Genomic DNA, 19649 nt, shown 5'->3' with positions numbered 1-19649 from the left:
CCGCCCGAGGTCCCGGCGACCGCCGCCCCCGTCGACCTGCCACCATGGAGCACATGGAGTCAGGTATGGGCCTTCCCGCGTCGACGGACGTCCTCGTGGTGGGCTGCGGCCCCGCCGGTTCGGCGACCGCGACGTGGTTGGCGCGTGCCGGTCGCGAGGTCACGGTGCTCGACGCGGCACTGTTCCCGCGCGACAAGACCTGCGGCGACGGGCTCACGCCGCGGGCGATGTTGGAGGTCGACCGGCTGGGTCTCGGCGGGTGGGCGCGGGACCGCATCACCATCCGCGGGCTCGAGTTGCGGGGCTTCGGCCACTCCCGCCAGGTGCCGTGGCCGGCCGGAGAGCACGGTGGGACCGGGTCGGCGGTGCGACGGACGGTGTTCGACGACCGGCTCCGGCAGGCGGCCGTGGACGCGGGCGCCGTGGTGCATGGCGGCGTGCGCGTGACCGGCGTGGAAAGGGGCGACGACGGCGAGGTGACCGCCGTCCGGACCGAGGGCGGTCGCGTGGAGTGCCGAACCCTCGTGGTGGCCGATGGCGTGCGGTCGCCGGTGGGCCGACTGCTCGGCCGGACCTGGCATCGCGACACGGTGTATGCCGTGGCCGCGAGATCCTATGTCCGGTCCGGGCGTCATGATCGTCCGTGGATCGGCTCCGATCTCGAGCTCCGCGACGAGGCGGGCGCCATCCAGCCCGGCTACGGCTGGGTGTTCCCGCTCGGCGACGGCGAGGTCAACCTCGGGGTGGGTGCGCTGGCGACCTCGGCGCGGCCGGCGAACGTCGCGGTCAAGGAGCTACTGCAGCACTACGCCCGTAGCGTCCGCGGCGACTGGGCCCTGGCCGGCGAGCCGAGGGCGGTGACGTCCGCGTTGTTACCGATGGGCGGGGCGGTCTCGACGGTGGCCGGTCCCAACTGGGCGGCGGTCGGCGACGCGGCGGCATGCGTGAACCCGCTCAACGGTGAGGGGATCGACTACGCGCTCGAGGGCGGCCGCCTGCTCGCCGAGCTGATCGTGGCGGGAGCGGGTGTCGGCCGAGGAGGCCCGGGCTCGAGAGTGGGCGCGGCCGGTTCGCACTCGCGCACCACTGCCGGTGACCTGACGCATGCGTGGCCCGCGGTGCTCCGCGAGACCTACGGCGAGTCGTTCGCGATCGCCCGGGACGCCGCGCGCCTGCTCACCTATCCGAAGTTCCTGCCGCTGGCAGGACCGGTCGGGATGCGTTCGCAGGCGCTGATGACCGCGGCGGTGCGGTGCATGTCCAACACGGTCGCCGATTCGGACCGCGATGTGGTGGCCCGCGGCTGGCGGGCAGCGGGGTCGATCGCCCGCAGGCTGGACCGTCGGCCCCTCTTCGCCGACTGACCCGCCGGGCCTCCGCTTCGGCGGCGGGTGCGTGTGCGGCGGCGGTCGGATCAGGCCGCGCCGGAGTCAGGCGGGGCGGCGCGCCAGGTGGATGGCCGCGATGCCGCCGGTGAGGTTGGTGACGCTGCCGCGCTCCCAGCCGCTGGCCTCGATGATCTGGAGCAGTGCGTGCTGGTCCGGCCAGTCGCGGATGGACTCGGCGAGGTAGACGTACGCGTCCGGGTTGGACGAGACGCTGGTGGCGATCTTCGGCAGCGCCCGCATGAGGTAGTTCATGTACAGCGCGCGGAAGGGCGGGAACACGGGCGTGGAGAACTCCACCACGGCCAGTCGCCCTCCGGGCCTGACGACGCGGGCCATCTCCCGCAGTCCGGCAGCGGTGTCCTGCACGTTGCGCAGCCCGAAGCTGATGGTGGCGGCGTCGAAGGAGTCGTCGGCGAACGGCAGCTTCATGGCGTCGCCCGCGACCTTGGGCACGTCCCGGCCGGCGCCCGCCCGCAGCATTCCCAGCGAGAAGTCCGCGGCCACGCACCACGCGCCGGACTTGGCGAGCTCGACGGTCGACACGGCGGTGCCGGCGGCCAGGTCGAGGATCCGCTCCCCGGGGCGCGGCGCGAGCAACGAGCGGGCCCGCCGCCGCCACACGCGGTCCATGCCCCCGGAGAGGACGGTGTTGGTCAGGTCGTAGCGCTTGGCGACACCGTCGAACATCGACGCGACGTCGCGGGGCTGCTTGTCGAGATTGGCGCGGGACACGCCGTCGACGCTACCCGCCCCCGGCGCGCGTGGCCGATCAGGCCACCACACGTGGGGCTCGGCTCCCGCCCACACCACGCGCGTTGGTCCGGTCGACCCCGATCGTGCGCGCGCCACCCCTGCCCACGCCGACCCTGCCCATGCCACCCCTGCCCACGCCGACCCTGCCCGAATCGGACCGGGCGCCCGCCGCCGCGTAGTGGTCGAAGAGTTGGGCGCAGATCGCGTCCCAGGTGCGACCGAGGACGGTGGCGCGGGCGCCGGCGGCCAGTCGCTCGTGGTCGGCGAGCACCGCGTCCACGGCCGGCGACACCTCGGCGGCGTACCGGCGCGGGTCGAGCAGGACGCCGTTGACCCCGGTCTGCACGAGGTCGCGGGGCCCGCCCTGGTCCGGGCCGACGACGGGCACGCCGGACGCCTGCGCCTCCTGGATGGACTGGCAGAACGTCTCGAACTCACCGGGGTGGCAGAACACGTCCATCGTGGCGTAGGCCTGCCCGAGCCGGTCGCCGTGGAGTTCGCCGGTGAAGATCGCGTGGGGCATGGCGGCCTGGAGTGCGGGGCGGTCGGGGCCGTCTCCGACGACGACGAGGTGGAGGTCTCCCCCCGGGCCCGACCGGTCGGCCAGCGACTGAAGGCGCTCGACGTGCTTTTCCGGGGCGAGCCTGCCGACGAATCCCACGACGGGCCGCCCCTGCGGGGACCACAGCGCGTGCAGGGCCGCACTGCGCCGGGAGGGCGAGAAGCGCTCGGTGTCGACGCCCCGCCCCCACCGGTACAGGCGCGGGATCCCGTGGGCCGCGAGATCCTCCATCGCGGCGGTCGACGGGGCGAGGGTGCGGTCGCAGCTCGCGTGGATGGCCCGGGTCCAGGTCCAGGCCGCATCGGCGACGACACCGATCCCGTAGGCATCGGCGAACCCGGCCACGTCGGTCTGGTAGACGGCCACCGAGGGCACGTCCAGGGCGCGGGCCGCGGCGGCACCGGCGGCACCGAGCACGAACGGCGACGCCAGGTGCACCACGTCGGGGCCGAAGTCGCGCAGGGCGCCGAACACGCTCGGGCTGGGTGCGCCGACCGGCAGGGAGGACACCACCGGCACCCTCACCGCGGTGACCCGGTGGACGGGATAGCCCAGGTGGTGGTCGGGGCCGCTCGCGTCTGCCCCGTACCCGCCGAGCAGTGGTGCGACCGCACTGACCAGCGGGTGCGCCCGGACGGCACCGGCGGCGCCCTGCCAGAAGCCGACCTGTCCGGAGGGGGCCACCACCAGACAGTCGTGCCCGTGCCGACGCGCGTACTCCAGCACGCGCAGGACGGAATTGGTGACGCCGTTGACGTTCGGCAAGAACGATTCGGTGACGATGGCTACGCGCACGACCCCACTGTCGCCGGGCCGGGACACGGGCCGGTGATCAGCGAGAAACGGTGCGTCGAACTCGTGGTGCCGCCCGGTGAACCCTCGGTGACGCGGCGGCGTAGGCGAGCGCCGCCAACGGGACGACCACGGCGGGCACGGACAGGGCGGGCACGACGGCGACGGTCCAGCTGCGTCCCGAGACCCGCACCAGATCCGGGTTCGCGCGCCGGAACTCGACCTGCACCCGCTGCCCCTCGACGAGCCCGGTCGGGTAGAACACGCCGGTCACCGGTCGGACGGTCCGGCCGCCGCCGGCGTCGAACTCCACGGCGGCCCGCCGGTCGGTGACCTCGGTGACGAAGGCGGTGGCGCTGCCCATGTCCCGGTCGATCCGCTGGTCGTTGATGAAGCACGCCAGCACGAGGAGCACGGCTGTGAGCAGTGAGAACACTCCCGCGGTCACGGCCACCACCCGCACGCCCCACCGGATACGGCGAGCGCGACGGATCTGCCGGGCAGAGACCGGGGCCGTCGCGGTCACCCGTCCGCCACGGCTTCCGAGCGCAGGGCCGCGTGGAGGTCGCGCAATCCCTGCCGGTCGGTCGCGACGCGCACCACCCGCAGACCCTCGGGCACGATGTCGCGGTGCCCGTTCGGGAACGCGGGCTGCGCGAGCAGGGCCTCGAGTCCGGCCGGGTCGGTGTCGGTGAAGGGCACCCCGGCGCCCGCGCACAGGGCGCCCAGGTCGGCGCCGTGCGGGGTGCCGAAGACGCGCTCGAAGTCGGCGGCCAGGCGGGGGTCCCCCTGTTCGAGCAGGGAGAAGATGCCACCACCGTCGTCGTCGGCCACGACGATCGTCAGGTCGTCGGGGTGGCGCTCCCGCGGCCCGAGCAGTAGGCCGGACACGTCGTGCAGGAAGGTCAGGTCGCCCAGCAACGCGACGGTCCGCCCCGGCGCCGACAACGCGACCCCGATCGCGGTGGAGACCGTGCCGTCGATCCCCGACGCCCCGCGGTTGGCGTACATCGCCACGTCCGGGTCGAGCGGGCCCACGAACGACAGGTCCCGCACGGCATTGGAGGCACCCACCACGAGGTTGTCCCCGGCCCGGACGCCGCGGGCCACGGCACGCGCCACGTGCAGTCCCGTCGGCGCGCCGGTCTCGAGATGCCGGTCCAGCAGCCGGTCCACGGCGGCGCGGGCGTGGGCGTCGGCGCGGGCCGTGGTCTCGGTCCATTCGGGGTCCACGCCCCACCCGGTGAGGACGGAGTCGGCGAGCTCGGCGGCGCTACCGGTGGGGTTGGGCGAGCGCGGGCCGGCGTCGAGGATCACGAGGTCGACGTCCGGGTCCGCCAGCAACCGCGTGACGGCGCGGTGCAGCGTCGGCCGGCCGGTGACCACCACCTGCTCGGGCCGCAGCGCCGGGATCGCCAGCGGGTGCACCGGGTGCAGCGGGACGGGGGCGCCGGGCTCGGCCACCGTCGGCACCGCCACCAGCCCCGACACCGGTGCCGCCCCGACCCCCGAGACGACCAACGTGGGCCGCGTGAGATCCACCGCCACGGCCGAATCGGCGGGCGCCGAGTCGACCCCCGCCCCCGCTCGCTGCACCCACGGACGACCGTCCGCACGCCCCTCCGGCAGACGACCGGTCTCCGGGCCGCCGCCGACCTCGTCGTCGTCGTACCCCGGTGCGTCTCCCGCGAGGGTGAAATCCTCGTCGCCCTCGCCCGGCACGAGCGGCTCGCGGAACGCGATGTCGACCTGCACCGGACCCGGGTCGGCCGCCGCGGTGGCGGTGAGGATGGCCCGGCCGATCGCGCTGCGCCAGTGCCGGTGCTCGGACTCGGGGTCCCCGGCCGCGCCGAGCTCGACGACCGCGCGCGCGTGCGGGCCGAACAATCCCACCTGGTCGATGGTCTGATTGGCACCCGTACCGCGCAGTTCGGGCGGCCGGTTGGCCGTGAGCGCGAGGATCGGCACGCCCGAGTGGGCCGCCTCCACCATCGCCGGATGGAGGTTGGCCACCGCGGTGCCGGAGGTGACGACGACGGGGACCGGCCGCCTCGACCCCAGCGCGAGCCCCAGCGCGGTGAACCCGGCGGCGCGTTCGTCGATCCGCACGTGCAGGGCGAGCCGGCCGGACCGCTCGGCGGCGGCCAACGCCAGGGCCAACGGGGCGCTGCGCGATCCCGGGCACAGGACCACGTCGGTGATCCCGTGGCGGATCAACTCGTCGACGAGGACACGGGCCTGCGCGGTGCTCGGGTTGCTCACGGTGGGGTTCATCGCCCCCCAGCCTAGTCGGGGGAGGTGCCCGGGTCGGCCGCATGCGCGAGCCGCCCGGCCAACCCCGCCAGCCGCTCCCGCAGCCCGTCCGGCGACTCCACGGCGAACGGGCCCGGCAACCTGGCGAGGTACCAGGCCAGCGCGTCGAGGTCGGCGGCCCCGGTCTCCAGCCGGCAGGCCGGGCCGTCCGGATGGTCCTCGGCGCGCAGCTCGGTGACCGTGCCGTAGGTGGGCGGGAACTGCTCGACCACCTCCGCCGCGGGTGCGAACACCACCACCCGGGCCAGGTGTTGGTACGGCGCCGCGGTCACCGCGTGCTGCACGTGCGCGGCCGGATCGGGCACGTCGGGGCGGGGGGTGAAGCGCCAGCGGCTGCGGTGGACGGCCCGGATGCGGTCGAGCCGGAAGGTGCGCCAGTCCGCGCGGTCGAGGTCGTAGGACAGCAGGTACCAGCGCCGGCCCAGCACGACGATCCGGTACGGCTCCACCCGACGCTCGGTGTCGCGGCCCGCGCGGTCGCGGTACTCCAGTCGCACCTGCTCGGTGCCGCGGACCGCGTGGCCCAGGTCGATGAGCAGCTCCGGCTCCACCGGGGTGTCCGAGCCGGGGACCGCGACCATCGACTCGGTGACGTCGGCGACCCGCTCGCGCAACCGGCCGGGCATGACCTGGTCCAGTTTGGTCAGGGCGCGCAGCGCGTGTTCGCCGACGCCCGCCACGGCGCCGCCCGCGGCCAGCCGCAGGGCGATCGCCACCGCCACGGCCTCGCGGTCGTCGAGCAACAGCGGCGGCAGTCGTTGGCCCGAGCCCAACCTGTACCCGCCACCCGCGCCCCGCTCAGATTCCACCGGATACCCCAGGTCACGGAGCCGGTCGACATCACGGCGGATGGACCGCGTGGTCACCCCCAGCTCGGCCGCCAGCTCGTCGCCCGTCCACACCGATCGCCGCTGCAGCAGGTCGAGCAGGCCCAGCACGCGCTGGGTGGTGGGCATCCTGTCCTCGGTCATGCCAGTAGTGTCCCACCCTCAGCGGACCGATCCTGTCCGGATGGTCTGACACGCTGGGCGGACACCACCATCGTCAGGAGATCACCGTGACCGCCACGACCCGCCCCATCGACTGGACAGCCCAGCTCGTCGACCAACTCGACTTCCACTGGAACGGCCAACTGCGGCCTCGCCTGGAGGGCATGACCGACGACGAATACCACTTCTCCCCCGCCGCCGACGAGCGCACCTGGGACGTCCGACCCCGTGGGGCCGGCACCGCGCCCATGCAGGGCGGCGAGGGCGAGTACACCATCGACTTCGAGTTCCCGGAGCCGGTGCCCGCCCCGCTGACGACCATCGCGTGGCGGATCGGCCACGTCGTCGTCGGCGTCCTCGGCGCCCGGTGGCACTCCCACTTCGGCGGACCGCCCCACGACTACATGACCCACACCTACGCCGGTGACGCCGCGGGCGGACTCGCCCAACTCGATCGCACCTACGCGGGCTGGATGGAGGGCGTGCGGGCGCTCGACGCCGAGGCCCTGGCCGCCCCCGTGGGCGAGGCCGAGGGCCCGTGGGCCGAGTACTCCATGGCTGCCCTGGTCCTGCACATCAACCGTGAGGTCATCCACCACGGTGCCGAGATGTGCCTGCTCCGCGACCTGTACGCCCACACCCACTGACACGGCGGCGCCGCCGTCGTTCCCGACCGACGCCGTCGTCCTGCTGCCCGCCACGAACACCCGACACACGAGGAGTCGTCATGCCCCTGTTCCCCGCCACCCGCAACACCGAGCGAGAGAACCTGCTCGAATGGATCGACGCCGAACTGGTCAACGCCCGGTCGATCGTCCACGGCCTCACCGGCGACCAGCTGCGCGCCTGCCCCGTGCCGTCGAGCGAACTGACGCTGGGCTGGCTCATCCTGCACATCGGCGAGGTCGCCGAGAGCTGGACGGCCCGCGCCGCCGCCGCGCCCGACGCGCCCGCGACCGGGCGGTCGCTGCCGGAGGCGTTCGCCTGGGCCGAGACCGTCAACCGGGTCGACCCCGACGCCACCGTCGAGGAGATCCTCGCCGAATTCGACCGGCGGCACTCCGCCGCGCTCGACAACCTCCGGACGTGCGACCTCGACGCCCCGGTGCCGGTACCCGCCGAGATGCCGTGGTTCCCGCCCGGCCAGCCGGCGTTCAACGGACGCTGGGCGGCGATGCACGCGCTGAACGAGATCGCCCGCCACTCCGGACACGCGGACATCCTGCGCGAGGCGATCGACAGCCGGACGATGTACGAGTTGATCGCCGAGGACCAGGGCATCGACATGTCCTACATCGGAGCCTGGTTCGCCGCGCACCCGGAGGTGCCGGCCCCGCAGTGGTGACGGGCGGGGTGGTGGCCGGCGAGGTGGTGGCCGGCGGCGGGCTCAGTCCTCGTCGTACCAACCCTCGAACGTGGTGAACTGGCCCTCGATCATCCCGGCGACCGCTCCCGGTTCGGGGATGAGCTCGGCGTCGGTGGCGATGCCCACGGACACCGTGCCGTCGTAGCTGAAGATGCAGATCCCCAGCGCCTGGTCGCCGCTCATCGGCACCCATCCGAGCATCCCCGACACCGGCGTGCCGGCCAGCGACACGGTGGAGACGGGCCCGGGCACCGAGGTCAGCTGGCCGACGGTCTTGTTGGCGAACAGGTCGATCACCGCGTGCGCCACCGGGCCGGGCGTGACGGCCACGGTGAGCATGGTGGCGAAGTTGACGTGCGGCTCGAGGGAATAGCGCACCCGCGTCATCGACGTGGTGATCGCCTCGATGAGCTCGTCGGTGTCGTCGACCCACAACGGGAGTCTCATGAGGATGAGCGTGATGTGGTTACCCAGTTCCTCCGGCAACTCGTCACCGACCGGGGAGACCGCCATCGGCACCATGAGATTGATGTCGGAGACCCGCCGGTCGCCCTGGGTGTCGAGGTACTCGGTGAGCGCCTTGGACACGGCGGCCAGCATCACGGTGGTGACGGTCGTGTCGTGCACTTTCGCCACCCGCTTGACCGCCGCCAGGTCGAGCCCCGCGATCCAGGAGACCTTCTTCTCCGCGTGCGCCTTTCCGCTCCAGGACAGCTCCGAGGATCGCGGCTCGAACAGCAGACGGAAGACGCCCCGGTAGGTGTTGGCGGTCCGGTTCTCCGCGTTGATGTTGTCCGTCAACGACTCCACGACGCGCGTCGGGACCCGCGTCAGTGACCGGCCGGGGGCCGCGACGTCCCGCGCCAGGCGGGCCAGCGTCAGCGGGAACCGGAGTGTGGCTCCGGTCACGCCCCGGGCGATCCCCCACGAGTCCTTGGCCAGTCCGGCACCCGCGCCGGTGACCGCCCCGAGGATGCCGCCGCCGGAGGGCGAAAGATCCCGGCCGACGCTGGGCAGGGACGAGTCGTCCTCGTGGTCGCACAGACCCAGCACGAGCTGGGTGAGCCGGATCCCGTCGACGACGCCGTGCTGGACGCGGAACAGGATCAGCGCCCCCTCCTGCTCGCCCTCGTGCCCGTGGTAGCCCTCGATGTACTCGGCCCGCCACAACGGTTGCCCCTTCGGTAGCTGCACCGCCATCTGCTCGGCGATGTAGGCCTCGGCCTCGGCGCGACCGCCCGGCTGGGGAAGCCGGCTGCGCACGAGGTGGTTCGAGATGTCGTAGTCGGGGTCGTCGACCCAGTACCAGCGGCGGCCCCGGCGGACCGGGATGCGGTGGAACACCGGGTGGGCCTCGACCATCCGCGTCTGGATGGCCCGGGTGACCTCATCCCAGTCGGGGATCTCGGCGAACCACACCAGACAGTTGATGTACATGAGGTTGTCCGGGCGGTCCATGAGCAGCCACAGCTGGTCGCGCAGGGGGATCCGGATCCCGTCGTTCGCCGCCATCGTCCCGGCTCCTCTCGCTCGTCGACCACTCACCGCCGACCACTCACCGCCGACCGCTCGCTCTTGCACCCGTCGATTCGTCCCCACGCTAGAGCAGCGTTGACATGCCCCACCGGGCTATGACCGAAGCGGCGACGCAGACGGCGGCACAATGGGCGGATGCGCATCGTTCACACCCCGGATGATCCCCCGGCCAAGGGCATGTACGCCCTGCTCACCGCCTCGATCACACCGCGCCCGATCGCGTGGGTGTCGACGATCTCGGTCGACGGGGTGCCCAACCTCGCGCCGTATTCTTTCTTCACCGTCGCCTGCGCCGACCCGGCGATCCTGTCCGTGACCTCGATCGGACGAAAGGACACCTACCGCAATGTCGTGGACACGGGCGAGTTCGTGGTGAACATCGGCACCGAGTCGCTGATGGAGGTCATGAACGCCACCTCGGCGCCCGTCGGCCCGGAGGTCGACGAGTTCGAGATGCAGGGGCTGACCGCCGACCTCTCGGACGTCGTCGCGCCGCCGCGGGTCGCAGAAGCGCCGATCGCGTTCGAGTGCGTGCGTCACGACGTGATCGACCTGGGCACCAGCGCGATGCTGCTCGGACGCGTGGTGAGCGTGACGATCGATGACGAGATGCTCGCCGACGACGGTCTGCCCGACTTCGGGTCACTGCTGCCGCCGTCGCGGTTGGGCCGCCACCAGTGGGGGTACGCCCCGCGCACGCGCGAACTGCCCCGGCCGAGGAGGTGAGTGGGTCCCGGAGGTGACCGGCCCCGCGTCCGGCCGCGCGTCCGGCCGCGCCTCCAGCAGCAGCCCGTGCGTCGGCCGCCCTTGCGGCGCCCGCCCCAGTCGCACTAGCCCTGTCGCAGTAGCTCTGCCGCAGCTGCCCCTGTTGCAGCCGCCCCTGACCATGGCGTCTCGCGTGCACCGCGGTGTGGGCGGGACGCCATGGTGGCACGCGGCTGGGCCGCGCGGCTGGGGCGCGGGCGGTGCATAGCCGGTCAAGTAGCCGGCAGTCCGTCAAGTAGACGACAGTCCGTCGAGCTCTTTCCGACGCGCCTGCACACGACCGCCCGTGCCCCGGAATCCACAACCCCGGCCGTCTCCACAAGCCGAGCCGGAAGCGGCCCCCGCTGCGGCGATCCCCGCCTCCCCCAGCGCAATACTGCCTTGACATGAGCACCGATCACTCCCGCCCAGTCGTCATGTCCGCAGCCGAACTCCTCGCGCGCGGGTATAGCCGCCGAGCACGAGAACACGCCGAACGAACGGGTCAGCTCCACCGCGTTCGCCACGGCGTCTACGCGCTCGCATCGGACGTCCCCACCGGACCCGACCAGGCCGAGGCGATCCTCGAGATGCGCTCGCGGGCCGCGGCGGGGAGCATCAGCCCGGGGACTGCGATGTCCCACACGTCAGCCCTCGTGTTGCACGGCCTCCCCGTCCACGGAATGGATACCCGGCGGGTCACCACCACCAGGCACCGCCCCGGGAGCGGGAGCAGGCGCAGGAAGAGCTCGATCTGCCACAATCTCGATCTCGCCGACGTCGTGACCGAGGTGGACGGGATCCCGGTGACGACCCCGGCGCGGACGATCGTCGACGTCGCGCGGTCGAGTCCCTTCACCGGCGCGGTGTGTGCGGCGGACGAGGCGTTGCGTCGTAAGCTGTGCAGCCCGGGCGATCTGGCGTTCGAGCTCGAGGCCGCTGCCGGCAGGGTCGGCGTCGCGAGGGCCCGGGCCGTGGTGGCGTTCGCCGACCCGGGCGCCCAGTCTGTCCTCGAATCGGTCAGCAGGGTCACCATCAGCCGCGCCGGTCTGCCGATGCCGCAACTCCAGCGGGAATTCGTCCTCCCGGACGGGACCTCGACCTTCGTGGACATGTACTGGGAAGCATGGGGGCTCGTCGGCGAGGCCGACGGGTCGGGGAAGTACGGGATCGACGACGGCGAGGGGTCCGTCCGCCAGAAGCTGCGCGACGAGAAGAAGCGGCAGAACAACATCGAAGCACTGGGCAACATCTTCCGGCGTTGGCAGTGGGAGGACTATCTGCGCGGCAGGATCGTGCCCATCATCCGCGAGGCGATGAGGATCCAGGATTCTCTCGGACGGGGCCCGGGCCGCGCAGCGTGCTGTGGCGGAGCGGCGGGGCAGCTGCGGCGGGGCCGCTCAGAGGAGTTCGTAGCAGCGGCGGATCCGGTCCAGCCACCAGTCGCGGACCTCACCGCCCACGCGCAGACCCTCCAGCCTCGCCGGGTCCGGCGCCACCGGGCGGACCGGGAGACAGCCGTCCTCGAGGGCGAACGTGCCCGGTTCGACCACGTCCTCGACGAAGAACCCGCCGGTGCCCAGACCTGCGGCGGGGATCGCGTTGTCGTCGTCGTCGGGTCCGGGACGGCCACGCCCGGCACCACCGGGCAGCGCCGCTGCGGCGGCGACACCCGCGGCGACCCCCACCGCCGAGTCGAGAGCGCTGGACACGGTGACCGGCACCCCGAGCTCTGCGGCCACCGCGAGCAGGCGCCGCGGCCCGCCCAGCGGCGCGACCTTGACCACCGCCCGGTCGGCGCCGCCCGCGCGCACCACCCGCAGCGGGTCCTCGGCGCGGCGGATGGACTCGTCGGCGGCGACGTCCACGTGCACCCCGTCGGCGGCCAGGCGCTCCCGCAATTGCACCAGCTCCTCGACGGTGGCGCAGGGCTGCTCGGCGTACTCCAGGCCCGGCCCGTCCAGTGAGACCGGGCCGGTGCCGGGGGCCCGCGCGACGTCGTCCGCGCGCACCGCCTGGTCCAGTACCCGGATCGCGTGGGCGGCCTCGGCGACCGACCACGCCCCGTTGGCGTCCACCCGCACGCGAACGCCGGGGCGGGCCTGGAGGACGGCGGCGACGCGGGCGACGTCGTCGACGAGCTGCTGCCCGGGCTCGGCCACCTTGACCTTGACCGTCATACAGCCCGGGAAGCGGTCGAGGATCGCCGCGACGTCCCCGGCCGCGACCGCCGGGACCGTGGCGTTGACCGGGACCCGGGAACGCAGCGCCAGCGGCGGGCCCTGCCACGCCATCTCCAGCGCGGAGGCCAGCCAGTGGGCGGACTCGAGATCGTCGTACTCTCCGAACGGACCGAACTCGCCCCACCCGGCGGGGCCCTCGATCAGCGCGACCTCACGTTCGGTGACGCCGCGGAAACGCACCCGCATCGGCAGTGCCACCACGTGCACGCGGGCGAGCAGATCGTCGATCGACTCGGGGCCCGGTACGGATGTCATGGCTCCACGCTAACGTCGAACCCATGACCGAGAGCAGCGCACCGCAGGACCAGACCACCGGAAACCCGTTCGACCCGTCGCAGTGGCGGGAGGTCGAGGGCTTCCGGAACGGGGAGGACCTGACCGACCTGACCTACCACCGCCACGCGGGCGAGGGCCGGGTCAACGGGATCGTGCGGATCGCGTTCGACCGGCCCGACGTGCGCAACGCGTTCCGCCCGCACACCGTGGACGAGCTGTACCGCGTCTTCGACCACGCGCGCCGCTCCCCCGACGTCGGCACCATCCTGTTCACCGGCAACGGGCCCAGCACTCGCGACGGCGGGTGGGCGTTCTGCTCGGGTGGCGACCAACGGATCCGTGGCCGGTCCGGATACCAGTACTCGACCGAGCACGACTCGGACGTCGCCGGCGCCACGGCCGACAAAGTCGACGAGGCGCGCGTCAAGGCCGAGGGCGGGCGGCTGCACATCCTCGAGGTGCAGCGGCTCATCCGCACCATGCCGAAGGTCGTGATCTGCCTGGTCAACGGGTGGGCGGCCGGCGGTGGGCACTCACTGCACGTGGTGAGCGACCTGACCCTGGCCTCCCGCGAGCACGCCCGGTTCAAGCAGACCGACGCCGACGTGGGCTCCTTCGACGCCGGCTACGGCAGCGCCTACCTGGCCAAGCAGGTGGGCCAGAAGTTCGCGCGCGAGATCTTCTTCCTCGGTCAGGCGTACACGGCCGAGGAGATGTTCCACATGGGTGCCGTCAACCGGGTGGTGGACCACGCCGAGCTGGAGAACACCGCCATCGAGTGGGCGCGGCAGATCAACGGCAAGTCGCCCACCGCGCAGCGGATGCTCAAGTTCGCGTTCAACCTCACCGACGACGGACTCATGGGCCAGCAGGTGTTCGCCGGTGAGGCCACGCGGCTGGCGTACATGACCGACGAGGCGGTGGAGGGCCGCGACGCGTTCCTGGAGAAGCGCGAGCCCAACTGGGACGACTACCCGTACTACTACTGACGGTCGGGGGCCTACCGGCCATGGCCGCCACCCGAGAACTGCGCACCCTGCCCGTCCCCGGCGGCGCGGCGGTCGCCGAGGTGTTCCCTGCGCTGGCGCAGATGCTCGACGACCACGGACCGGCGCTGCTGCCGGTGCCGGCCGACGACCCGACGCGCACCCGGATCCTCACCGACAGCCAACGCCCCGGTGACCCGATCGACGACCGCACCGCGCTGGTGGTGAGCACGTCCGGGTCGACGGGCACGCCCAAGGGGGCGATGCTCTCCGCCGCCGCGCTCGCCACCTCCGCCGAATCGACCGACACCGCCCTCGGCGGGCCCGGCCGGTGGCTGCTCGCGCTGCCCGCGCATCACATCGCCGGGCTGCAGGTGATCCTGCGGTCGCTGCGCGCCGGGCACGAGCCGGTCGTGATGGACGTGACCCGCGGGTTCGACCCCGCGTCCCTGCCCGACGCGGTGGCCGCATGCCGGGCGGGGAGCAGCTCCCGCGCCGGGACGGGAGAGTCCGCGGCCGGGGGCAACAGCTCGGTGGCGGACCGCGCCTACACCTCGTTCGTCCCGGGCCAGCTGGCCAAGGTCCTCGACGACGGCCTGCCCGACGCCATCGCCGCACTGGCCGAGCTCGACGCGGTCCTGCTCGGCGGGGCCGCGGCCGCGCCGGAGCTGCTCGCCCGCGCCGCCGACGCCGGCATCCGGGTGGTCCGGACCTACGGCATGAGCGAGACCGCGGGCGGATGTGTGTACGACGGCGCCCCGCTCCCCGGGGTGACGGTGGAGGTCGACGACGACGAGGGCCGCGTCTGGCTGGCCGGCCCGCAGCTCGCGTCGGGGTACAGGAACGCACCGGATCACCCCGCGTTCGCCCGGGCGGGATGGTTCCGCACCGACGATGCCGGGACGCTCGACCCCGGGGGCAGGCTCCGGATCCTCGGCAGGCTCGACGAGGCGTTGAGCGTCGGTGGGCTCACTCTCCTCCCGCAGACCGTGGAGGATGCGCTCCGCACGCATCCTGCGGTGGTCGACGTCGTCGTCGTCGGGATCCCGGACGAACGGCTCGGGACCAGGCCCGTCGCGGCGGTCACGCTCCGCTCCTCCGCGTCGCCGGACGACCTGCGCGCACACGTGGCCGCGTCTCTGGGGGCGCACTCGGCCCCTGCGATCGTCGCCGTGCTGGACGCGTTGCCCATGCTGCCGGGCGGCAAGGTGGACCGACGCGGCGTCGCGGCGGGCGTCATCGATGGGACAATCGGGGCATGAGCCGCGAGACCGATCCCGTCACCCACCGCGAGACCCCTCCCGCCACCGACGCCGCCCTCACCGAGCCCGGAGGCGCCACGCTCTCCCACTGGCTCGAGGGCGCCCGCCCCCGCACCTGGCCCAACGCGTTCGCCCCAGTGCTCGTCGGCTCGGCGGCCGCGGCGCTCGCGGGCGGGTTCGTGTGGTGGCAGGCGCTCCTGGCGCTCGTGGTGGCGTGGTCGTTCATCGTGGGGGTCAACTACGCCAACGACTACTCGGACGGCATCCGCGGCACCGACGACGACCGCGTGGGCCCGCTGCGACTGGTGGGCTCGGGACTGGCCCGGCCGACGACGGTCAAGCGCGCCGCGTTCGGGTTCCTCGGACTGGGCGGACTCGCCGGGCTGGTGCTCAGTGCGACGTCGGCACCGTGGCTGATCCTGGTCGGGGTGGCCTGCATCCTGGCGGCCTGGTTCTACACGGGCAGCAGGACCCCGTACGGGTACCGCGGGTTCGGCGAGGTCGCGGTGTTCGTGTTCTTCGGCCTGGTCGCCGTGATCGGTACGCAGTTCACGCAGCTCGGGTCGGTCACCTGGTACGCGGTGGTCGCGGCCGTGGCGGTGGGGAGCTTCTCCTGCGCGGTGAACCTCACCAACAACCTGCGGGACATCCCCTCGGACGCCGAGTCCGGCAAGATCACGCTGGCCGTGCGCCTGGGCGACTCGCGGACCCGCGGCCTGCACGCGGTCCTGGAACTGCTGGTGCCGCTGTTGGCGACGCTCGCACTGATCCCGGCGACGCCCTGGGCGCTGCTGGGGCTGCTGTCGTTGCCGGTGGCGTGGAAGGCCAACGCGCCGGTGCGCGCACGGGCGACGGGTGCCGGACTCATCCCCGCGCTGACGATGGCCGGGATGGCAATGCTCGCGTGGAGCGTGCTGGTCAGCGCCGGGTTCGTGATCGCCTCGCTGTGACACGGCGGTGCGCGTTCACCCCGGCGGTCCGCGGAGGCCCGGCGACGAGCCCCCCGCGCCCGGCGCGGTACAGACGACAGCGGCCGGCCCCCACCTCGGGGACCGGCCGCCGTCGATGTACGTGCGGACTACCTGCCGGATGTACTGAGTGCCGGATGTACTGAATGCCGGGTGGGCTACTTGCCGAGTGAGCCCTCGGGCACGGCGTTCCAGGCGGACTGGATCCCGTTGTTGAGGGCCAGGGCGGCACCGCGGAGGGCGTCCTTGACCTGCTCGGGCACCGGCAGCGTGTCGATGTCGGCGATGGTGATCGTGCCGGGCGCCGGAGGGGCCACCGGCTCGGCCACGGGCGCCGGAGCCGGGGCCGGGGCGGGACGCGGTGCCGGGGCGCCGCCGCCACCGGTACCGCCGGTGGTCCCGCCCGCACCGCCGGTGACGGTGACCGTGGTCGTCTCGGTGCGTACCGGGACGCCGAAGATGAAGGCGGTCGCCACGGGCTCGTACACGCCCGCGACGGTGGGGGTGCCCCTGATCGCGGTGGTGGCCGGATCGTAGGACAGCCCGGGCGGCAGGCCTCGGAACTGGATCGAGGCGCCGGGGGGCGGGGTGACGTAGTCGCTGACCCGCCGCTCCATGTACTCGCCGACGCGCAGCGTCAGGGACGGCAGGGCCGCGGGTGCCACGTCGGTGGCCTCGACGACCAGGGGCGCGTGGTCGGGCGCCTCCGTCTGGCCGGACGCGACCCCGACCGCGGCCATGGCGGCGAGTGCGAGGGAGGAGGCGACGACAGGACGGGAGATACGCATATACGCCTTTCGGTGGTTACCGCCGCGAGATCGCGACCGCCCCACGGTAACCCAGGAATGCACCACACCCCGGGGCCATCTCACGAAGTGAGACGACCCCGGGGTGGAGGTGGTCACCGGCGGCCTACCCGGCCGCCGGGAGCCTGTCGATCAGCCGCGACCGTTGGCGACCGTCGGCCCGGGGGCCTGGACCCTGTTCGGGGCGCCGGCGGCGACAGTCGGCGCACCAGCGGCCACGGTCGGGGCGACCGACCCGGAGGAGCCACCGTTGCCGGTGTCGCTCGATCCGCCGGTGGTGGTGCCGCCCGTGGTGGTCGAACCGGGAAGGGCAGGCAGGATCGCGGTGGAGCCCGGGATCGAGGAGCCGCCGCCCAGCGCGAGGCTGAGCCCGGCGATGCCGAGGAGCGCGGCGCCCGTCAGCGCCAGCCCGGGGGCCAGCGCCCCGAGGGAACCGGTGTCCGCCGGGAAGGAGGAACCCGGGACGGTGATCTCGCCGCCACCGGTCAGATCCCCTCCGGTGACGATCTCGGCGCCGGTCTGGGTTCCGCCTGGGGTGGTGGAGCCGGGGAGCGTGGAGCCGGTCGTCTCGGTGTCGCCGTTTGTGGTCGAGCCGGTCTGGGCGCCCGAGTCGATCAGGGAACCGAGCGGGGCCAACGGGCCCAGGCTCTGGGTGTCCAGGCCGCCGGTGGCATCGCCGGTCGCCTCCCCGGTGGCGGTGGAGCCCGGGGTGCCGAGCGAGCCGTTGACCGGGGTCTCGGTGCCGGGGGCGTCGGTGTCCGGCACGTCTGGGGTCTCCGGCGCGCCGTTCGACAGGCTGCCGAGGCCGAGCTCACCGTTGGCCGCGCTGCCGAGCGGGCCGGTCGGCGCATCCGGGGCGTCCGGGCTCTCGGGGGTGACCCCGCCCTGTCCGGTCGAACCGGCGGCGAGCTCGGAGACGGAACCGGCGTCTCCACCGAGCGAGGAGACGATACCCGCCACGGCGCCGAGGATCGCGTCCGTTCCGTCGGAGCCCGTGGTGATCTGGCCACCGGCCTGCGCCTCGCCGCCGAGGCTGCCGTCCACGGCGGCCGTTCCCTCACCTGAGACGCCGGTCGGCGCGGAGCCGTCGGCATTGTTGATCGTCAGGGTGACGGGAATCGTGACGACTCCGCCGATACCACGCCCGGTCACCTGGATGGTGTACACGCCCGGAGTGGTCACAGTGCCCGAGATGCCACCGTTGCCGTCGTACTCCAGCCCTTCCGGAAGCCCGGTGACGTCTTCGACGACGAACCCGGCCGACTGAGTGGCCTGGACGAGCGCTCCTGCGTTGAAGGAGAACTCCGCCCCGGCGTCGAACGAGGGGGCGGCCACGGCGACGGTCTGGATGTCGTCACGGACGGTGGGCGCATCGGGAGCGGCGATGACCATTCCGCCCACGAGCGCGACCGCTGCTGCGGCTGCGACGGGGGCGGCAAGGCGACCCCGGACGATACGACGAGGACGGGCGAGGCGAGCACGCATCGGCTGGTTCCTTCCGGAGGGGTTCAGATCGCTCACTCCGCGGAACGGGAGGGCAGACCATTACGAGTGCCACTCTAACCACATACACACCAACTGTCTACTCCTGTCACATAAGTCACATAGTTCTCATGAGCCACACCAGTAACACACCCCCCGGGTATATTCGCGCACGTGGATCCGCGCTCATTGCTTCGGCATGAGCTGCGCCGCAGGGAGACGACCGCGGGAAAATCACGGCGGCCCGGCCCCCGTGTCGGGGCCGGGCCGCAGGAGACCGAGAGGCGGGGTCAGGCGCCGGGGACCGGGACGGAGGTCGCGAGCGCCGCCTCACCGGCATCCGCGTCGTCCGAGTCGACACCGTCCCGGTTCGCACCGTCGGTGCTCGCGTCGTCGGAGGCGGAGATCGAAGTTCCGGTTCCAGCGTCGTCGACGGAGGTCGTGGTGGTGGCCGGGGAGGACGTGGTGGAGCTGGCGGTGGCCGTGCCGGTGACCGTGCTGACAGGATTGCCGTCACCGTCGACGATCACCGTGACCGGCGGCGGGACCATCTCGCCGCCGAAGACCAGCGTGCACAGGCCCTCGCTGAGCGAGCCGGCCTCGCCGACCAGCGCCGACCCGCGCCCCTCCCCCGCGACCATGTCGAGCAGGTTCGGGAAGGAATCCAGCGCCGAGGTGATCAGATCCATGACGCCGGTGGGGACGCCGTCGATCCCCAGCAGCGGGGAGAACTTGGCGACCGAACCGCCCAGGGCGGGCAACTCGCAGGCCGCGTCGGTCTCGGGCACCAGGTCGCCGACGCTCGTGTCGTCCCCGCTGGCGGAGTCGAGGCTGCCGGACTCGAGACTGCCCAGCGAACCGCCACCGAGGGAGCCCGCGTCGGCACCCTCACCGTCGGCTCCGTCCGCGCCGGAGGCGTCGTCGGTGGCGTCGTCGGAGGCCTCCCCGGACCCTCCGGCGAGGCTGGACGCGTGGGGGTCGCCCCCTTCGAGACTGCCGAGCGAGATGCTGCCGGACGCGGTCTCACCGGGGAGGGCGTCGTCGTCCTGCGCGTTGACGACGGGGACGGACAGGGCGACCAGCGTGAGTGCGGCGGCGGAGGCGGTGACGACCTTGCGGGTGAACATGTGTGATGGACCCTCTTCGACGGCGACGGACGTAATCGAGCCACTGCGCCCCTCCG

General features: G+C 73.0%; 18 protein-coding genes. 7 read left to right on the top strand and 11 right to left on the bottom strand.

Features of this window, described 5'->3' with window-relative positions; genetic code table 11:
- Nucleotides 1-53 precede the first annotated feature (53 nt).
- A complete protein-coding gene (locus J1M64_RS16070; protein ID WP_206475022.1) occupies nucleotides 54-1364 on the top strand; it encodes a geranylgeranyl reductase family protein in 1311 nt (436 codons plus the stop codon).
- Nucleotides 1365-1430: 66 nt separating this feature from the next.
- Here the strand turns inward: J1M64_RS16070 and J1M64_RS16065 are convergent, their stop codons facing one another.
- The 5 genes from J1M64_RS16065 to J1M64_RS16045 are packed head-to-tail and all read right to left on the bottom strand — an operon-like array spanning nucleotide 1431 to nucleotide 6779.
- Nucleotides 1431-2120, bottom strand: a complete 690-nt coding sequence (locus tag J1M64_RS16065; RefSeq protein WP_163375552.1) for a demethylmenaquinone methyltransferase — start codon at nucleotides 2118-2120, stop codon at nucleotides 1431-1433.
- Between the two features lie 37 nt (nucleotides 2121-2157).
- The gene (locus tag J1M64_RS16060; protein WP_163375551.1) at nucleotides 2158-3498 is read right to left on the bottom strand and encodes a glycosyltransferase family 1 protein; all 1341 of its coding nucleotides are present in this window, start codon (nucleotides 3496-3498) and stop codon (nucleotides 2158-2160) included.
- Nucleotides 3499-3535: 37 nt separating this feature from the next.
- The gene (locus J1M64_RS16055; protein ID WP_120284180.1) at nucleotides 3536-4021 is read right to left on the bottom strand and encodes a DUF3592 domain-containing protein; all 486 of its coding nucleotides are present in this window, start codon (nucleotides 4019-4021) and stop codon (nucleotides 3536-3538) included.
- On the bottom strand, nucleotides 4018-5769 hold the full coding sequence (gene menD, locus J1M64_RS16050; protein ID WP_206474834.1) for a 2-succinyl-5-enolpyruvyl-6-hydroxy-3-cyclohexene-1-carboxylic-acid synthase: 1752 nt from the start codon (nucleotides 5767-5769) through the stop codon (nucleotides 4018-4020). Before menD ends, J1M64_RS16055 begins: the two co-directional genes overlap by 4 nt.
- 11 nt (nucleotides 5770-5780) lie before the next feature.
- The gene (locus J1M64_RS16045) at nucleotides 5781-6779 is read right to left on the bottom strand and encodes a YafY family protein (RefSeq protein ID WP_206474833.1); all 999 of its coding nucleotides are present in this window, start codon (nucleotides 6777-6779) and stop codon (nucleotides 5781-5783) included.
- A 107-nt stretch (nucleotides 6780-6886) separates the two neighbouring features.
- Between J1M64_RS16045 and J1M64_RS16040 the strand changes: the two genes are divergently transcribed.
- Both J1M64_RS16040 and J1M64_RS16035 read left to right on the top strand, forming a co-directional pair.
- On the top strand, nucleotides 6887-7444 hold the full coding sequence (locus J1M64_RS16040; protein WP_206475021.1) for a DinB family protein: 558 nt from the start codon (nucleotides 6887-6889) through the stop codon (nucleotides 7442-7444).
- Between the two features lie 80 nt (nucleotides 7445-7524).
- Complete coding sequence (locus J1M64_RS16035) at nucleotides 7525-8142, top strand: DUF664 domain-containing protein (protein WP_206474832.1); 618 nt, start codon at nucleotides 7525-7527, stop codon at nucleotides 8140-8142.
- Between the two features lie 42 nt (nucleotides 8143-8184).
- Here the strand turns inward: J1M64_RS16035 and J1M64_RS16030 are convergent, their stop codons facing one another.
- Complete coding sequence (locus J1M64_RS16030) at nucleotides 8185-9675, bottom strand: WS/DGAT domain-containing protein (RefSeq protein WP_241261657.1); 1491 nt, start codon at nucleotides 9673-9675, stop codon at nucleotides 8185-8187.
- Between the two features lie 159 nt (nucleotides 9676-9834).
- Between J1M64_RS16030 and J1M64_RS16025 the strand changes: the two genes are divergently transcribed.
- Nucleotides 9835-10425: a flavin reductase family protein gene (locus J1M64_RS16025; RefSeq protein ID WP_132063063.1), complete on the top strand. Its 591-nt coding sequence runs from the start codon at nucleotides 9835-9837 to the stop codon at nucleotides 10423-10425.
- A gap of 550 nt (nucleotides 10426-10975) precedes the next feature.
- On the opposite strand, the gene J1M64_RS16020 is transcribed toward J1M64_RS16025, so the two are convergent.
- Both J1M64_RS16020 and J1M64_RS16015 read right to left on the bottom strand, forming a co-directional pair.
- Complete coding sequence (locus J1M64_RS16020) at nucleotides 10976-11695, bottom strand: hypothetical protein (RefSeq protein ID WP_206474831.1); 720 nt, start codon at nucleotides 11693-11695, stop codon at nucleotides 10976-10978.
- Nucleotides 11696-11843: 148 nt separating this feature from the next.
- Nucleotides 11844-12941 (bottom strand): o-succinylbenzoate synthase, encoded by a 1098-nt coding sequence (locus J1M64_RS16015; protein ID WP_206474830.1) that lies wholly within the window; start codon nucleotides 12939-12941, stop codon nucleotides 11844-11846.
- Between the two features lie 23 nt (nucleotides 12942-12964).
- Between J1M64_RS16015 and J1M64_RS16010 the strand changes: the two genes are divergently transcribed.
- Genes J1M64_RS16010 through J1M64_RS16000 form a run of 3 tightly spaced genes read left to right on the top strand, consistent with a single transcriptional unit; the run spans nucleotide 12965 to nucleotide 16160 of the window.
- The gene (locus tag J1M64_RS16010) at nucleotides 12965-13951 is read left to right on the top strand and encodes a 1,4-dihydroxy-2-naphthoyl-CoA synthase (RefSeq protein WP_206474829.1); all 987 of its coding nucleotides are present in this window, start codon (nucleotides 12965-12967) and stop codon (nucleotides 13949-13951) included.
- Nucleotides 13952-13971: 20 nt separating this feature from the next.
- On the top strand, nucleotides 13972-15210 hold the full coding sequence (gene menE / locus J1M64_RS16005) for an o-succinylbenzoate--CoA ligase (protein ID WP_206474828.1): 1239 nt from the start codon (nucleotides 13972-13974) through the stop codon (nucleotides 15208-15210).
- Nucleotides 15207-16160 carry a 1,4-dihydroxy-2-naphthoate polyprenyltransferase gene (locus J1M64_RS16000; RefSeq protein ID WP_206474827.1) on the top strand — a complete coding sequence of 318 codons (954 nt, stop codon included), beginning with the start codon at nucleotides 15207-15209 and terminating at the stop codon, nucleotides 16158-16160. The genes menE and J1M64_RS16000 overlap by 4 nt, the downstream gene beginning before the upstream one ends.
- 176 nt (nucleotides 16161-16336) lie before the next feature.
- Here J1M64_RS16000 and J1M64_RS15995 read toward each other — a convergent pair whose 3' ends face one another.
- The 3 genes from J1M64_RS15995 to J1M64_RS15985 all read right to left on the bottom strand — a co-directional run bounded on the left by J1M64_RS15995 (nucleotide 16337) and on the right by J1M64_RS15985 (nucleotide 19593).
- Nucleotides 16337-16966 carry a hypothetical protein gene (locus tag J1M64_RS15995; protein WP_206474826.1) on the bottom strand — a complete coding sequence of 210 codons (630 nt, stop codon included), beginning with the start codon at nucleotides 16964-16966 and terminating at the stop codon, nucleotides 16337-16339.
- 150 nt (nucleotides 16967-17116) lie between these two features.
- Nucleotides 17117-18469 carry a hypothetical protein gene (locus J1M64_RS15990; protein ID WP_206474825.1) on the bottom strand — a complete coding sequence of 451 codons (1353 nt, stop codon included), beginning with the start codon at nucleotides 18467-18469 and terminating at the stop codon, nucleotides 17117-17119.
- A 287-nt stretch (nucleotides 18470-18756) separates the two neighbouring features.
- Nucleotides 18757-19593, bottom strand: a complete 837-nt coding sequence (locus J1M64_RS15985) for a hypothetical protein (RefSeq protein WP_206474824.1) — start codon at nucleotides 19591-19593, stop codon at nucleotides 18757-18759.
- Nucleotides 19594-19649 lie beyond the last annotated feature (56 nt).

The organism is Dietzia sp. KRD202 (genome assembly GCF_017168155.1).
GTDB classification, from domain to species: domain Bacteria; phylum Actinomycetota; class Actinomycetes; order Mycobacteriales; family Mycobacteriaceae; genus Dietzia; species Dietzia kunjamensis.
The sequence above is the reverse complement of the archived record's forward strand: the minus strand, read 5'-3'. Positions and strand labels throughout refer to the sequence as shown.